The organism is Allokutzneria sp. A3M-2-11 16 (genome assembly GCF_024213555.1).
Taxonomy (GTDB): domain Bacteria; phylum Actinomycetota; class Actinomycetes; order Mycobacteriales; family Pseudonocardiaceae; genus Allokutzneria.
The window spans coordinates 2,703,419-2,717,782 of record NZ_JANAVO010000001.1 but is presented as its reverse complement, the minus strand read 5'-3'; the positions used below and the strand labels follow the sequence as shown (position 1 = coordinate 2,717,782).

Sequence of the window (14,364 nt, the reverse complement as noted above, 5' to 3'; positions counted from 1 at the left end):
CATAACAGTAGTTGGGGGGTGCTTCGCGCACCCCCCACACTCACTCGCCCGAGGCCCGCCGGTACGTCATTTGCGCAGGTGGGTCCAGGTGTTCGAAGGTCGGGTCCTCGTCGTCGAGGTCGATCATCTCGGCGCTGGGACGGGAGGAGCAGCGGGTGCCCGCGGGCTTGGTGACCGCCTTGGGGGCGGGCACCTCGTAGGTCTCCACGTCGTCGTCCTCGTCGACCTGGTCCTGCTCGCTGACGATCTCGTCGTCCTCGTCGGCGCCGCGCATGCGGGCCAGCCTGCGGCTGCGGATCTCCTCTTCGATGCGCACCTGACGCCGGAGGTAGGTCAGGTAGGCGACGAGGATCAGATCGGTCGCGCCGTGCGCCCACCACAGCATCGGCATCGCGAAGCCCGCGAGGAGGCCGGTGGCGAGGGCGAGCAGCAGCATGCCGAGGACGACGCGCTGCCGGAACTGGTACTTGGCGCGCGCGACCATGGCGGCGAGCTCGGGGTCGAAGCCGCCTCGGCCCGGCCGGTAGCGGCGGCGGGCGCGGCGGTTGATCGACTCGTCGCCGTAGTCCTCGGCGTAGTGGTCGGAGTAGCTGTCGTGGTCCTCGGAGTCCTCGGCGGGCTCCGGTGCCCGTCGTCCGGGCATGGCGAACACCTCCTGCGCGTTCTCCTCCGGAAGCTGTGCCCCGCGCGCGGTGCGTTCACCGCCGCGCCGGACGACTCTGCCCGTGAGCGCAGAGTCGGCTGTTCTGGCGACCGGCTTTCGGCGCCGCGCCACCATGGGTACGAGAACGACGAGCCAGGCTGCCGCGAGAGCGGCGAAGATCAACGAACTGGGCACGCCTGTCCACCTCCCCCACACCACACCCGACATTCATACGTGAACGCCACGTTAGTCACACCAGTCACACCTGTGTCGGAGCCACGCCGCCGGTCAATACTCCCGGGGTATGTCGATCATTACCCGAACGGGGGGAGAATTCCGGCGGAATCAGGGAATGCGAGCCAGCCCACGCCGCACCAGCCGGGCCACCGCGCCCGCCCCGACCTCTTCCTCCGTGAACGCGAGGCTGAGGTGGTCGCGCCAGACCCCGCCGACGTCGAGGTAGCGCTCGTAGAGCCCTTCACGGCGGAACCCGAGCTTGTCCAGCACGCGGAGGCTGGGCTCGTTCTCCGGCCGCACGGTCGCCTCCAGCCGGTGCAGCCCGGCGGGCCCCAGGCTGTGGTCGACCAGCAGCGCGACGGCGGCGGTGGCCACTCCGCCCCTGGTCAGCTCGCTCGCCACCCAGTAGCCGATCCAGCCGGAGCGCAGCGCGCCGCGCTGGATGTTGCCGACGGTGACCTGCCCGGCGAGCCGCCCGTCGACGATGATCATGAAGGGCAGGGCGAGGCCGCGTCTGGCCAGCGACCGCAGCGCCGCCCACTGCGGCGGCCAGGCCAGCAGCGAGTTGCGCTCGTCCCAGCCCTGCCCGTACGAGCTGGGCTCCCAGCGCTCCAGGTGGCCGCGGTCGCGCAGGCGGGTGGAGCTCCACGCGCTCGCGTCGCGCAGGCGCGGCGGGCGCAGTTCGAGGGTGCCCCCGGCGACGACCAGCGGGCCCAGCCGGGCCGGCCAGCCGGGGTGGCGTCCCTCGGGCGGCCGGAGGTCAGCCACGCTGCGCCAGGAAGCTCACCGCCACCTCTTCCCCGACCAGGACGTCGGTGGTGTCCTCGTCCAGCAGGATCAGGCAGTTCGCCTCCGCCAGCGAGGCGAGCAGGTGCGAGCCGGAGGTGCCCAGCGGCTGCACCAGGTACTCGTTGGTCTCGGTGTCGCGCATCAGCTGCCCGCGCAGGAATCCCTTGCGCCCCTTGGTGGAGGTCACCGGGGAGACCAGGCGCGCGCTGACCCGGCGGCGCTGCGGGTTGCGCTTGCCGAGCGCGGTGCGGATCAGCGGCCGGATCAGCACCTCGAAGATCACCAGGGCGCTGATCGGGTTGCTCGGCAGCAGGAAGGTGGGCACCTCGTCCGGGCCGAGCCTGCCGAAGCCCTGCACCGAGCCGGGGTGCATCGCCACCCGGGTCTCGTCCAGCTCGCCCAGGTCGGTCAGCGCGCCGGTGACCTCCTCGCCGCCGTTGCCGCCGATCGCGCCCGCGATCACCACGATCTCGGAGATCAGCAGCCGCCCCTCGACGATCTCGGCGAACCGGGACGGTTCGGTCGTGACCACGCCGACCCGGCTGACCTCGGCGCCCGCGTCCCTGGCCGCGGCGGCCAGGGCGTAGGAGTTGACGTCGTAGACCTGCCCCGGCCCCGGGGTGCGGTCGATGTCCACCAGCTCCTCGCCGATGGAGATGATCGACACCCGCGGCCGGGGGTGCACCAGGACCTTGTTGCGGCCGACCGCGGCGAGCAGGCCGACCTGGGCGGCACCGATCGCCGAGCCCATCCGCACGGCCACGTCGCCGGTCTGCACGTCCTCGCCGGTGCGGCGGACGAACGCGGCCGAGGGCACCGGGCGCTGCACGGAGACCCTGGCCGGGTGCTCGTCGGTGTAGGCGAGCGGCACGACCGCGTCGGCCAGCGTCGGCAGCGGGGCGCCGGTCGCCACCCGCACCGCCTGACCGGGCTGCAGGCGGCTGGGCTGGCGGGAACCGGCCTGGATCTCGCCGACAACGGGCAGCACGACGGGCTCGGTGCCCGCCTGCTGCACGTCGACGCTGCGCACCGCGTAGCCGTCAACGGCCGCCTGGTCGAAGCCGGGCAGCGCCCGCTCCGCCACGACCTCCTCGGCGCACAGCAGGCCCTGCGCCTCGGAGATGGCCACCCGCACTGGGGACGGCTGCACCGCGGCGCGGAGGACGCGGGCCAGCTGCTCGTCTACGGACCTCATAACTTCCTAGGATGCGGCAACGCGCCCACGGAGCCACTGCAACAGGCCGGGCCCATACGCGGGATCTTTCAGGGCGAAGTCGACCGCGGCCTTGAGGAAGCCCCCGGGGTTGCCCAGGTCGTGCCGGTCGCCGCGGTGCACGACGACGTGCACGGGGTGCCCCTCGGCGATCAGCAGCGCGATGGCGTCGGTGAGCTGCAGCTCGCCACCGGCACCCGGCGTGATCCGCTTCAGCGCGTCGAAGATCGCGCGGTCCAGCAGGTAGCGGCCGGGCGCGATCAGGTTGGACGGGGCGTCCTCAACCGCGGGCTTCTCCACCATGCCCTTGAGCCGCTTCACGTCCGGCTCGTCGGTGTCGTCCACGTCGAACACGCCGTACGCCGAGACCGCCTCGCGCGGGACCTCGATGGCCAGCAGCACGCTGCCGCCGAAGCGCTCGCGCACCGCGGACATCGCGTTCAGCGCGCCGTTGGGCAGGATCAGGTCGTCCGGCAGCAGCACCGCGACGGCCTCGTCCTCGCCGGTCAGGTTCGGCTCGGCGCAGGCGACCGCGTGCCCGAGCCCGAGCGCCTGCTCCTGGATCGCGACCTCGACGTCGAGCAGGCCCGGCGCGCGGCGGACCTTCTCCAGCAGCTCGGTCTTGCCGCGCTTCTCCAGCGTCGCCTCCAGCTCCGGCGCGGGCCGGAAATGCTCGACGACCGACGCCTTGTCCGGCGAGGTGACGATCACCAGTTTGCTCGCGCCCGCCTCGGCCGCCTCCTCGGCGACCAGTTCGATGGCGGGCCGGTCGACAACGGGCAGCAGTTCCTTGGGCACGGACTTCGTGGTCGGCAGGAACCGGGTGCCGAGACCGGCTGCGGGCACGATTGCGGTGCGGAAGGCGCTCGACGAGCTCATGGTCCGAGCCTATCCGGCGTGCCTAAGCTCACTTTTCGTGGCTTCCGAAGATCTCGTCCGGCAGACGAAGAAGGCGTGGCGCACGCGGCTGTTGCACGGCCGGGGCGCGCTGCCCGAGCGGGTGCTCGCGGAACGCGCGGAGGCGCTGGCCGAGACCCTCGGTGAGTGGGCGGCCGACTACTCCGGCGGAACCGTCTGCGCCTACGTCCCGATCGGCGCGGAGCCGGGTTCACCTGCGTTGTTGTCCTCCCTTCTCGATGCTGGCTGTCGTGTGCTGCTGCCCGTGGTGACCGGCAGGAGCCCCCTCGCGTGGTCCGAGCACACGGGGAAGCTGCTGCCCGCCAGGTACGGGCTGCTCGAACCGCCTGGCCCTCGCCTGGACCCGTCGGCGGTGGGCGAAGCGGACGCGGTGCTGATCCCCGCACTGGCCGTGGACCGGCGCGGCGTCCGGCTCGGGCGCGGGGCCGGGCACTACGACCGCTCCCTACCACTCGTCCGGCCCGGTGTGCCGCTGGTCGCGGTCGTGCACCCGGAGGAGTTCGTGGACGAGCTGCCGGGTGAGGAACACGACATCCGGATGACCGCGGTGCTGGTCCCCCACGCTTCCGTGAGGACTCTCTGACCCGGGGTGTTTGCGCTCCAGGCCAGGCGTGGCGCATCATCGTCATTAGCACTCGTCACCGCTGAGTGCCAATGACGACAGTTCGCGGAGGGACGTCGTGCCGACCTACCAGTACGCCTGCACCGAGTGTGAGCACCGTTTCGAGGCGTTCCAGTCGTTCAGCGACAACGCGCTCACCGAGTGCCCGGAGTGCTCGGGCAAGCTCCGCAAGCTGTTCGGCTCCGTGGGCATCGTCTTCAAGGGGAGCGGCTTCTACCGCACCGACAGCCGGTCCGGCAGCAGCTCCGCGGTGGGCGCCTCCTCTGATTCGTCCTCTTCGTCCTCTTCGGACAGCAAGCCGAAGACCTCGTCGACTTCGGATGCGTCGAAGTCGACGTCCTCATCTTCGACCACGAGTACGACGGCCAAGGCCGCGGCGGCGTCCTGACCCCACCTGATACCGGTAGTTATCCACAACGGCACCGGTTGTCCACAACTTCGCCCACAGGCCCCGGCCGGACGCCCGTCACCTCCTAACGTCGAAGTCGCTGATCCACAACGACTTCGGGAGGCTCGATGGGCGGGACACTGGCGCCGCTGCCCCGCGACCGGATAGGACGGCTGCTGCGCGGCCGAGCCGTGGTCCTGCGGAGACTGCTGACGGCGATTCTCGTTGCCCTGGCGGCATTCCTGGCCTGTGCGCCACCGGCGGAGAGCGTGCACGTCCTCGTCGCGGCCCGGGACCTCGCCCCCGGCGCGGTCCTGAACTCCGCGGACGTGCGCACACACGCCTTCGCCACGGACTCGGTGCCGGACGGCGCGCTCCCCGCAGCCGCGGCGGTCTCCGGACGATTACTCGTGGGCGCGGCGCGACGCGGTGAGCCGCTGACCGATCTGCGGCTGGCCGGACCGGAGCTGAACGGCTTGCTCACCGGCGACGTGCACGCCGCGGCGGTGGCCGTGCGGCCGGCGGACCCCGGCGTCGCCGACCTGCTCCGCGCGGGCAGCCGGGTGGACGTGATCACCCAGGAGTCCACCGTGCTCGCCGAGGACGCGGCGGTGCTCGCGGTGCGTGGCGAGAACGAGGGACGAGGCGTCGCCAACCGCGCGGATCGGCTCGTCGTCCTCGCGCTGACCAGGGAGGACGCCACCAGGGTCGCAGCGGCCGCGCTCACCCGCCCGGTGGCCATCACGCTCCGGAGGTGACTGTTTACTCTGTGCGGGCCAAGCGGCACATGGACCAAAGAGGGGCGCAGCAGTGCTTAAGGGCTTCAAAGACTTCATCATGCGCGGCAACGTGGTCGAGCTCGCGGTCGCCGTCGTCATCGGCAGCGCTTTCACGGCGATCGTCACGGCGTTCACCGCGGGCATCATCAAGCCGTTGATCAACTCCATCGGCGGCTCGGACCCGGCGCAGGGGCTCGGCTTCCAGGTCGTCGGCGACAAGCCGTCGACGTTCATCGACCTGGGCTCCGTGATCAACGCGGCGATCAACTTCGTCATCGTGGCCGCGGTGGTCTACTTCGTCCTGGTGCTGCCCATCAAGAAGCTCCAGGAGCGGCGCGAGCGGGGCCAGGAGGCGGGCCCGTCGAAGCCGACCGACGTGGAGCTGCTGACCGAGATCCGCGACCTGCTGCAGGCGCAGAACTCGCAGCGCTGACCACGATCCCTGCGGCGGTGTGCCCGCCTGGGTAGCGTCGGAACCCGGACGGCACACCGCAGCGGTGGAGGGACGAGGCAATGGGTTTCCTGGACAAGGCCAAGGAACTCGCCAACCAGGCGAAGGACAAGGTCGGCCCCCTCGCGGAGCAGGCCAAGGAGAAGGCGGGCCCGCTCGCGGAGAAGGCGGGCGGAGCCGCGGCGCGCGGCGTGGACCTGGCCGCCTCGAAGCTGGACAGGGCCACGCGCGGGAAGTACCACGACAAGATCGAGAACGTCAGCACCCGCCTCGAAAACGTCCTCGACCCCGATCGTCGGCAGAAGTAACCCCGTTTCGTACTCATAGCGGGAAAAAGAGCGCTCTCAAATCCGGCTATGAGTACGAAACGGGTCAGGTGTCGTGGTGGGGTGGGCGGTTTTCGTAGTACCACGCGTCCGCGGTGCGGTCGGCGCGGTCGCCGGGGTCGCGCTCGTCGGAGGTGGTCTCCGGGAGCACGTCGCCGAAGAGTTCGTCGAGCTTCTTGCGTCGCTCGGCGTCCTTCTTCGGGTCACCGCCCGCCCCGGTCACGTCACGCCTCTTCGAGGCCGGAGAGCTGCTCGATCACGTGCTGTACCAATGGGGTCAGAGTGGCCATGCCGTCGCGCACCGAGGAGCGCGACCCGGCCAGGTTGACCACGAGGGTGCTGCCGGAGACACCGACGACACCGCGGGAGATGCCCGCGTCCACCGCGCCTGCGGCCAGGCCGGAGGCGCGGAGGGCCTCGGCCACGCCCGGCAGCGGGCGGTCGAGCACGCCGACCGTGGCGTCCGGCGTGACGTCGCGCGGGGACACACCGGTCCCGCCGACGGTGATCACTAGGTCGACGCCGCCGATCACCGCGGTGTTGAGCGCGTTGCGGATCTCCACGATCTCGCCCGCGACCGCGACGGTGCCGTCCACGATGAAGCCTGCTTCTTCGAGCAGCTCGGTGACCAGCGGCCCGGTGTTGTCCTCGTGCTCCCCGTGGGCCAGGCGGTCGTCGACGAGCACGACGAGGGCACGGCCGAGCTTCGCGGTGCGTTCCATGCGGATCACGTTAGTCGGCTCGGGGACGGCGTGCGTGAACGGTTCGGCGATCAGATTCGGCTGCATGTGCGCTCTCCCGGGGGGCCAGACGGATCGGAGCGCGGGTTCCCGGCCCGAGGGCAGGCCGGGAACCCGCGTCCCTTCGAGGAGGTCAGCCTCCGCTGAGCACCCTGCTGCCCAGCGTCAGCTCGACCTCGCGTTCGGTGCCACCGCTGCTGACGGTGACCTTGACCTTGGAGTTCGGGTCGTGCGAGCGGACCGCCGCGATGAGCGAGTCCGCGTCGTTGATCCGCCGGTCGTTCAGCTTGGTGATCACGTCACCCTGCTTGATGCCGGCCGCCTCGGCCGCGGAGCTCGCCTCCACGGTGCCGACGGTCGCGCCGTTGGTCACCGCCGAGCGCGATCCGCCCTGCTGCTGCGAGAGCGTCACCCCGAGCACCGCGTGGGTGGCCTTGCCGTTGGCGCGCAGCTCGTTGGCGATGCGCATGGCCTGGTCGATCGGGATGGCGAAGCCGAGGCCGATGGAGCCGCCGGACTGCTGCTGGCCACCGCTGGCCGTCTTGATCGCGGTGTTGATGCCGATGACCTTGCCGCTCATGTCCACCAGCGGACCGCCGGAGTTGCCCGGGTTGATCGCGGCGTCGGTCTGCACCGCGTCCATCACCGTGCTGTCCCCGGCCTCGTTGCCGGTGCGCACGGGGCGCTGCAACGCGCTGACGATGCCGCTGGTGACGGTGTTGCTCAGGCCGAACGGGGCGCCGATGGCCACGACCTGCTGGCCGACCCGGAGGTTGCCGGAGCGGCCGAGCTCAACCGGGGTCAGCCCGGAGACGCCCTCGGCCTGCACCACGGCCAGGTCGGAGGTGGGGTCGACGCCGATGATCTTGGCGGGCGCGGTCCTGCCGTCCTTGAACTGGATCCGGATCTGTCCGCCCCCGGCGGCCTCCTCGACCACGTGGTTGTTGGTGAGGATCATGCCGTCGGAGCTCAGCACCACACCGGAGCCCGAGCCGGTCTGGGTCTGCAGCTGCACGACGCTCGGCAGCACCTTCTGCGCAACGGCTTCCACGGTGCCCGCGGGAGCGGGGCTGTTCACGTTGGTGGCGTCGGGCCGGGCAGCGTCGAGCGCGTTCACCGAGCTGCCGCTCAGCGCGAGGTTGTAGCCGAGCACGCCACCGCCGACCCCGCCCGCGACACCGCCGAGCAGGGCGAAGACGAGCGCGCCCGCGACGAGCTTGCCGCGGCCGGACCTGGGCTTCGGTTGGGTGAGCACCTGCTGCGGGTGGTGTCCCTGCACCGGGACGCCGAGCGGGTTGGTCAGGGGACCGTTGCCCTGCTGCGGGTAGGGCTGGCCGCCATAGCCCGGGAAGGGAATGTTGGCCTCCGGCACGCCCCGCTGCTGCGGGGTGTTGCCCTCGGTCGGCTGCTGCGGGCGCTCAGGCTGTCCGCCCGAGGCGCCGGAGGTGTTGTCCGTCATGGGAACCACTCTGGAGTGCCGACCTGAGAAGAGGCTTAGACACGCCTGGGGTTCCCTTATGGATACCCCGTCAATTCACTCCGAGCCCCGCAGCCGCTCGGCGATCTGTTCCGGGGTGACGTCGTTGACCCACACGGCCATCCCGGATTCCGAGCCCGCCAGGTACTTGAGCTTGTCGGTGGTGCGCAGCACGGAGAACACCTGGAGGTGCAGCCACGAGTGCTCACGCCCGACGCGGACCGGCGCCTGGTGCCAGGCCGCGATGTACGGCAGCGGCTTGTCGTAGAGCCCGTCGAGCCTGCCGAGCACGTCCAGGTAGAGCCCGCCGAAGTCGTCGCGCTCGGCGTCGCTGAGCGCGGGGATGTCCGGAACCTGGCGGTGCGGCACCAGGTGCACCTCGACCGGCCACCGCGCGGCGGCGGGCACGAAGGCGGTCCAGTGCTCGGTGGAGCCGATGACGCGGATCTCCGCGGCGCGCTCGGCGGCGAGCACGTCGCCGAGGACGTGCCTGCCGTGTTCGGCGTGGTACTCGCGGGCCGTCGCCAGCATGAGCTCGGTGCGCGGGGTGACGAAGGGGTAGCCGTAGATCTGGCCGTGCGGGTGGTGCAGGGTCACGCCGATCTCTTCGCCGCGGTTCTCGAAGCAGAACACCTGCTCCACCCCGGGCAGCGCGCTGAGCGTGCGCGTGCGGTCGGCCCACGCGTCCACGACGGTGCGCACCCGCTCTGGGCTGAGTTGCCCGAAGGAGGACTCGTGGTCGGAGGTGAAGCAGACGACCTCGCACCGGCCGAGCCCGCCCGCCTGCTCCACCATGGCCATACCATCCACAGTGGACGGAAGCGCGGGAACTCCTTGGGCGAAGGACGGGAAGCGGTTCTCGAAGACCACCACGTCGTAGCTCGACTCGGGGATCTCGGTCGGCCGCCCCGGCGAGGTCGGGCACAGCGGGCACAGGTCGGCCGGCGGCTTGTAGATGCGGCTCTGGCGGTGCGCGGCCATGCCGACCCACTCACCGGTCAGCGGGTCGCGGCGGATCTCCGAGCGCGGCGCCTGCGCGGGCAGGTCGCGGGAGTCCACCGCGGTGCGCGGGGCGGTCTCGGTGTCGTCGAAGTAGATGATCTCGCGGCCGTCCGCGAGGTGGTTGCTGCTGCGCTTCACGCGCCGACCTCCGGCTGAGTCCTGCGTGCGGGAACAGGGGCGAGCACCAGCTCGTCGACGTGCTCGGCGAGGATCTCCCGCGCGGCCTGGTCCAGGCCCTCGTCGCTGACCAGCACGTGCGCCTCGTCCAGCTGGGCGATGGTGGAGATGCCGACCGTGGCCCACTTGGTGTGGTCGGCGAGCACCACCAGGTTGCTCGCGGCGTCGACCAGCGCGCGGTCGGTCTCGCTCTCGTTGAGGTTCGGCGTGGTGAACCCCGCGTTCGGCGCCATCCCGTGCACGCCGAGGAACACCAGGTCCAGGTGCAGCGAGCGCAGCGCCTGCACCGCGACGGGCCCGACGAGCGCGTCCGACGGCGTCCGCACCCCGCCGGTGAGCACCACGGTCCGGTCCGTGCGCCCGCGCTGCTGGAGCACGTCGGCCACCCGGATCGAGTTGGTGACCACCGTCAGGTCGGCCACGTCGTCGAGGAAGCGCGCCAGCGTCCAGGTCGTGGTCCCCGCGGAGAGCCCGATCGCCGTGCCCGGCCGGACCAGTTCCGCGGCCATCGCGGCGATGGCCTCCTTCTCCGGCAGCTGGCGGACGGACTTGGCCTCGAAGCCGGGTTCGTCGGTGCTGCGGCCGGTGGCCGAGGTCGCGCCGCCGTAGACCTTCTCCACCTGGCCGCGCCGGGCGAGGGCGTCGAGGTCCCTGCGCACGGTCATGTCGGAGACGCCGAGCCTGGTCACCAGGTCGCTGACCCGCACGGCGCCGGTCCGACGCACCTCTTCCAGGATCACCGCCTGTCGTTGCCGCGCCAGCACCGCGCACCTCTTCCTCTCGACGGCCGTACCAGACCAGCGTGGCCCAGTTCGATGGACAACGTCAACACAGTCCAACATTGAGATCTGCCCAGGTTGAACACTGGGGCGACCTCAGATGATCGCCGACGAGCCGAAAAGGGCAGCAAAATCCGATAGCCAGTGCTTAGCATAGAAAACGGGCAGCGTGTTCGAGTTCGTTCGGTGACGAGCGAACTGGTGAACAAGCGAACAGGGAGGACCGGAACCGATGGAGACCATCGCGGAGATCCAGACCAGCGACGACACCGTGGTGCACGAGCAGGGCTGGCAGTCGTGGTCCCCGTCGACGAGCTACCGGCTCGGCGCGGCTCCGCACCGTCCGGTGGACGAGGACAAGCGGCTGATCGCCTACCGGCACGCGACCGACCCCGCGCCCGGCACCTACTGCGGCGAGGGCTTGTTCGCCGTCGCCGAAGGGGACTCGGTGACGCTGTTCGCCGCGGCGGACCCGACCGCCGAGGTGCCCACCATCCTCGCGGTGCGCGACGGCGACCGCCTAGTGATCAGCGCCAACGGTTCGGTGGAGATCCGGCAGCACACCGGCGACATCCCGTCGGCGCTGACCGCGTGGGCCGACGAGGTCTGCGCCCGCCTCGCGGTGCCGCCGCCGCGCCCGGCCCCGACCGGCTGGTGCTCCTGGTACGAGTACTTCACCGATGTCACGGCCGACGACATCGTGGACAACCTGGAGGCGATGGAGGACCTGGAGCTGCCGATCGACGTGGTGCAGGTCGACGACGGCTACCAGCGCGAGGTCGGCGACTGGCTGGTCCCGTCCGGCCGCTTCCCCGACGTGCCCGGCCTGTTCGCCCACATCCGCGACCACGGCCGCCGGGCGGGGATCTGGACCGCGCCGTTCCTGGTGTCCGCACGGTCGGAGCTGCTGGCCGAGCACCCGGATTGGTTGGTGGGCAAGGAAAATCCGGTGCTGGTCGGACACAACTGGGGCCAGGCCCTGTACGCGCTGGACACCACGCACCCCGCGGCGCGGGACTACCTCCGCACGGTTTTCACGACCTTCGCCGAGTGGGGCATCGACTATCACAAGATCGACTTTGTATACGCGGGCGCGGTTCCTGGCCGCAGGCACGCGGACGTGTCCGGGATCGAGGCGTACCGCGACGGCCTTGAGCTGATCCGCGAGGTGATCGGCCCGGACGCCTACCTGCTCGGCTGCGGCGCGCCGCAGCTGCCGTCGATCGGCGTGGTGGACGCGATGCGGGTGAGCCCGGACATCGCGCTGGAGTACGCGCCGGACTCGGGCGACCTGTCGCAGCCCGCGCAGCTCGGCGCGGTGCTCAACGGCGAGTCCCGGCGGTTCCAGCACGGGCGGTTCTGGGTGAACGACCCCGACTGCATCGTGGCCCGCCCCGCGGTCGAGCACCGGACCGAGTGGGCCGAGCACATCAGCGTCAACGGCGGCCTGCGCGCATCGTCGGATCGCTTGCGGGGCTTGGACTCCTGGGGTCTGGACACCACGCGCCGCCTGCTCTCCGAGCCGATCCCGGCACGCTTCACCTGAGCGGGTTGGGCGGTCTTCAAGTACCCCCGACCCCGCCCAGAACCATCGCAAACCGCACCCAACCCCCGGAGGCGCGGAGGGTTTGTGGCGGTTGGCGATCGCTGGGGCGGGGGTTCGGTGTACTTGAAGACGGGCCAACCCTGCTGGGACGTCAGCCGGGGCGGCCGGGGAGCCAGATGGACATGAGCGCGCCGCCTTCGGGGGCGTGCCCGGCGGTCGCGGTGCCGCCGTGCCGCTCGGCCACCTGCTTGACGATCGCCAGGCCCAGACCCGAGCCGGGCAGCGTGCGCGCCTCGGACGAGCGGTAGAACCGTTCGAACACGTGCGGCAGGTCCGCGTCGGCGATGCCGTCTCCCGCGTCGGCCACTTCGAGCAACCCGACGCCCTGCCCCGCCTGGCGCAGCTCGACCCGGACGCGACCGCCCGGCGGACTCCACTTCGCCGCGTTGTCCAGCAGGTTCAGCGCGGCGCGCTCCAACGCGTTCGCGTCGCCGTCGAGCACCCAGGGGCGCAGGCTCGCGACGAACTCCAGGTTCGGCGCGCGGCGGCGGGCGCGCTCCAGGGCGCGCTCCACCACGTCCACCATCTCCACCGGCTCGTGCACAACGCCCGGAGCGTCGTCGCGGGCCAGCTCCACCAGGTCACCGACCAAAGTGGACAGTTCGTTGACCTGGGCGCGGACGTCCTCGTAGATCTCCGATCGGTCCTCTTCGGACAGATTCGGGGTGTCGGCTCGCTGCGAGGCCAACAGCAGTTCCAGGTTGGTGCGCAAGGAAGTCAGCGGTGTGCGGAGTTCGTGGCCCGCGTCGGCGACGAGCCTGCGCTGTCGTTCCTGCGACTCCGAGAGCGCGGCGAGCATCGAGTTGAACGCCTGCGTGAGCCGCGCCAGCTCGTCGTCACCGGAGATCGGGATCGGCCGCAGTTCCGCGGTGCGCGCGACGTGTTCGGCCGCCTCGGTCAGCCGTTTCACCGGCCGGAGACTGCCGCGGGCGACCGCGGTTCCCGCTGCGGCAGCGAGAAGAATGCCCGCGCCACCGACTACGACCAGCACCACGCCGAGCCGGTTCAGCGTCTCCTTCATCGACGCCAGCGACTGGCCGAGGATCAGCGCGAGCCCGGGACGGATGTTCACGGCCGCGATCTGCGTGTCGGTCTTGGTGTCGACCCGGCTGTGCGACTCGATCGTGCCGAGCGCCACCTCGACCTCGGCCCGCTCCACGGATGGCGCGGTCGCCTTGCCTCCGCTGCCGACCTGGAGGACGACCTGCCCGGCGCGGTCCACCTGGAGCAGCGCGACCTTCAGGCCGAAGACCTGGAACACGTCGCTGGGGAAGCCCTCGAACCGGTCCTGCGCGATGGCGGTGCTGACCGCTTCCCTCGCCTGGTCCTCCAGCTTGGCCTCCAGCTGGCTGTACAGGCTGGAGCGCACGGTGACGTAGGCGGCGAGGGAGACCAGGGCCACGGCGAAGCCCACCCCGAAGGCGGCCAGCGCGGTGATCCGGGACTGGAGCGAGAAGCGCTGGCGCATCCCCGTCGGGAGGGTCACGGAGCGGTCTCCCGGAGCACGTAGCCCACGCCGCGCACGGTGTGCAGCAGCCGGGGCTCGCCCGACGCCTCGGTCTTGCGGCGCAGGTAGCCCACGTACACCTCAAGGGCGTTGCCGGAGGTGGGGAAGTCGTAGCCCCACACCTCCTCCAGGATGCGGCCTCGGGTGAGGACCTGGCGCGGGTGCGCGAGGAACAGCTCCAGCAACGAGAACTCGGTGCGGGTCAGGCTGATCGGCCGCTCCCCGCGGCGCACGTCCCGGGTACCGGGGTCCAGTTCGAGGTCGGCGAAGCGCAGGCTGGCGGCGATCGCGCCCGCGTCGTCCTGGCCGGGGCCGGTGCGCCGGAGCAGGGCGCGCAGCCGCGCGAGCAGTTCCTCCAGCGCGAAGGGCTTGGGCAGGTAGTCGTCGGCGCCCGCGTCCAGCCCGGCGACGCGGTCGGACACCGCGTCCCGGGCGGTGAGCACCAGGATCGGCAGGTCGTCCCCGGTGCTGCGGAGCCTGCGGCAGACCTCAAGACCGTCCAGCCTCGGCATCATCACGTCGAGCACCATCGCGTCCGGCCTGCTGGCGCCGAGCTGTTCCAGTGCCTGCACACCGTCGCTGGCCATCTCGACCTGGTAGCCGTTGAACTGCAACGACCGCCGCAGCGAGTCGCGTACGGCCCGATCGTCGTCGACTACGAGGATGCGCATGGACGTAGTCTTACCCGCTGCCCTGAGAAGTGCCTGAGA

17 protein-coding genes are annotated in these 14,364 nt (G+C 71.1%); 6 read left to right on the top strand and 11 right to left on the bottom strand.

Annotated elements, in window-relative coordinates; genetic code table 11:
* Positions 1-40: 40 nt before the first annotated feature.
* From sepX to NLX83_RS13525, 4 genes are all read right to left on the bottom strand, one after another.
* Positions 41-838, bottom strand: coding sequence for a divisome protein SepX/GlpR (gene sepX, locus NLX83_RS13540; protein WP_254235172.1), 798 nt, complete (start codon positions 836-838; stop codon positions 41-43).
* A gap of 150 nt (positions 839-988) precedes the next feature.
* Positions 989-1,648, bottom strand: a complete 660-nt coding sequence (locus NLX83_RS13535) for a GNAT family N-acetyltransferase (RefSeq protein WP_254235171.1) — start codon at positions 1,646-1,648, stop codon at positions 989-991.
* A complete protein-coding gene (glp, locus tag NLX83_RS13530; RefSeq protein WP_254235170.1) occupies positions 1,641-2,864 on the bottom strand; it encodes a molybdotransferase-like divisome protein Glp in 1,224 nt (407 codons plus the stop codon). The genes NLX83_RS13535 and glp overlap by 8 nt, the downstream gene beginning before the upstream one ends.
* Positions 2,865-2,870: 6 nt before the next feature.
* On the bottom strand, positions 2,871-3,761 hold the full coding sequence (locus NLX83_RS13525) for a UTP--glucose-1-phosphate uridylyltransferase (RefSeq protein WP_254235169.1): 891 nt from the start codon (positions 3,759-3,761) through the stop codon (positions 2,871-2,873).
* Between the two features lie 37 nt (positions 3,762-3,798).
* Here NLX83_RS13525 and NLX83_RS13520 point away from each other — a divergent pair, with 37 nt between their 5' ends.
* The 5 genes from NLX83_RS13520 to NLX83_RS13500 all read left to right on the top strand — a co-directional run bounded on the left by NLX83_RS13520 (position 3,799) and on the right by NLX83_RS13500 (position 6,348).
* Positions 3,799-4,383, top strand: coding sequence for a 5-formyltetrahydrofolate cyclo-ligase (locus NLX83_RS13520; protein ID WP_254235168.1), 585 nt, complete (start codon positions 3,799-3,801; stop codon positions 4,381-4,383).
* A gap of 97 nt (positions 4,384-4,480) precedes the next feature.
* Positions 4,481-4,810: an FmdB family zinc ribbon protein gene (locus NLX83_RS13515; RefSeq protein WP_254235167.1), complete on the top strand. Its 330-nt coding sequence runs from the start codon at positions 4,481-4,483 to the stop codon at positions 4,808-4,810.
* A 128-nt stretch (positions 4,811-4,938) separates the two neighbouring features.
* On the top strand, positions 4,939-5,568 hold the full coding sequence (locus NLX83_RS13510; protein WP_254235166.1) for an SAF domain-containing protein: 630 nt from the start codon (positions 4,939-4,941) through the stop codon (positions 5,566-5,568).
* Positions 5,569-5,620: 52 nt separating this feature from the next.
* On the top strand, positions 5,621-6,022 hold the full coding sequence (gene mscL / locus NLX83_RS13505) for a large-conductance mechanosensitive channel protein MscL (RefSeq protein ID WP_254235165.1): 402 nt from the start codon (positions 5,621-5,623) through the stop codon (positions 6,020-6,022).
* Between the two features lie 80 nt (positions 6,023-6,102).
* Entirely contained in the window at positions 6,103-6,348 is a 246-nt protein-coding gene (locus NLX83_RS13500) for an Rv0909 family putative TA system antitoxin (RefSeq protein ID WP_254235164.1), read from the top strand.
* 64 nt (positions 6,349-6,412) lie between these two features.
* Here the strand turns inward: NLX83_RS13500 and NLX83_RS13495 are convergent, their stop codons facing one another.
* The 5 genes from NLX83_RS13495 to NLX83_RS13475 all read right to left on the bottom strand — a co-directional run bounded on the left by NLX83_RS13495 (position 6,413) and on the right by NLX83_RS13475 (position 10,526).
* Positions 6,413-6,589, bottom strand: coding sequence for a hypothetical protein (locus NLX83_RS13495; RefSeq protein ID WP_254235163.1), 177 nt, complete (start codon positions 6,587-6,589; stop codon positions 6,413-6,415).
* A gap of 1 nt (position 6,590) precedes the next feature.
* Positions 6,591-7,088: a MogA/MoaB family molybdenum cofactor biosynthesis protein gene (locus tag NLX83_RS13490; RefSeq protein WP_254236216.1), complete on the bottom strand. Its 498-nt coding sequence runs from the start codon at positions 7,086-7,088 to the stop codon at positions 6,591-6,593.
* Between the two features lie 151 nt (positions 7,089-7,239).
* Positions 7,240-8,565 (bottom strand): S1C family serine protease, encoded by a 1,326-nt coding sequence (locus tag NLX83_RS13485; protein ID WP_254235162.1) that lies wholly within the window; start codon positions 8,563-8,565, stop codon positions 7,240-7,242.
* 75 nt (positions 8,566-8,640) lie between these two features.
* Complete coding sequence (gene galT, locus NLX83_RS13480) at positions 8,641-9,723, bottom strand: galactose-1-phosphate uridylyltransferase (RefSeq protein WP_254235161.1); 1,083 nt, start codon at positions 9,721-9,723, stop codon at positions 8,641-8,643.
* The gene (locus NLX83_RS13475; protein WP_254235160.1) at positions 9,720-10,526 is read right to left on the bottom strand and encodes a DeoR/GlpR family DNA-binding transcription regulator; all 807 of its coding nucleotides are present in this window, start codon (positions 10,524-10,526) and stop codon (positions 9,720-9,722) included. The genes galT and NLX83_RS13475 overlap by 4 nt, the downstream gene beginning before the upstream one ends.
* 247 nt (positions 10,527-10,773) lie before the next feature.
* On the opposite strand from NLX83_RS13475, the gene NLX83_RS13470 reads away from it, so the two are divergent.
* Positions 10,774-12,087: a glycoside hydrolase family 36 protein gene (locus NLX83_RS13470; protein ID WP_254235159.1), complete on the top strand. Its 1,314-nt coding sequence runs from the start codon at positions 10,774-10,776 to the stop codon at positions 12,085-12,087.
* Between the two features lie 151 nt (positions 12,088-12,238).
* On the opposite strand, the gene NLX83_RS13465 is transcribed toward NLX83_RS13470, so the two are convergent.
* Positions 12,239-13,615, bottom strand: a complete 1,377-nt coding sequence (locus NLX83_RS13465; RefSeq protein ID WP_254236215.1) for a sensor histidine kinase — start codon at positions 13,613-13,615, stop codon at positions 12,239-12,241.
* A gap of 14 nt (positions 13,616-13,629) precedes the next feature.
* Positions 13,630-14,325 carry a response regulator transcription factor gene (locus NLX83_RS13460; protein WP_254235158.1) on the bottom strand — a complete coding sequence of 232 codons (696 nt, stop codon included), beginning with the start codon at positions 14,323-14,325 and terminating at the stop codon, positions 13,630-13,632.
* Positions 14,326-14,364 lie beyond the last annotated feature (39 nt).

What these genes read in the sequence shown, in the direction of transcription:
- NLX83_RS13485 (WP_254235162.1), bottom strand. Translation starts at nt 8,565, where the DNA reads ATGACGGACAACACCTCCGGCGCCTCGGGCGGACAGCCTGAGCGCCCG.
- NLX83_RS13525 (WP_254235169.1), bottom strand. Translation starts at nt 3,761, where the DNA reads ATGAGCTCGTCGAGCGCCTTCCGCACCGCAATCGTGCCCGCAGCCGGT.
- glp (WP_254235170.1), bottom strand. Translation starts at nt 2,864, where the DNA reads ATGAGGTCCGTAGACGAGCAGCTGGCCCGCGTCCTCCGCGCCGCGGTG.
- NLX83_RS13500 (WP_254235164.1), top strand. Translation starts at nt 6,103, where the DNA reads ATGGGTTTCCTGGACAAGGCCAAGGAACTCGCCAACCAGGCGAAGGAC.
- NLX83_RS13510 (WP_254235166.1), top strand. Translation starts at nt 4,939, where the DNA reads ATGGGCGGGACACTGGCGCCGCTGCCCCGCGACCGGATAGGACGGCTG.
- NLX83_RS13465 (WP_254236215.1), bottom strand. Translation starts at nt 13,615, where the DNA reads ATGCGCCAGCGCTTCTCGCTCCAGTCCCGGATCACCGCGCTGGCCGCC.
- NLX83_RS13460 (WP_254235158.1), bottom strand. Translation starts at nt 14,325, where the DNA reads ATGCGCATCCTCGTAGTCGACGACGATCGGGCCGTACGCGACTCGCTG.
- NLX83_RS13470 (WP_254235159.1), top strand. Translation starts at nt 10,774, where the DNA reads ATGGAGACCATCGCGGAGATCCAGACCAGCGACGACACCGTGGTGCAC.
- NLX83_RS13490 (WP_254236216.1), bottom strand. Translation starts at nt 7,088, where the DNA reads ATGGAACGCACCGCGAAGCTCGGCCGTGCCCTCGTCGTGCTCGTCGAC.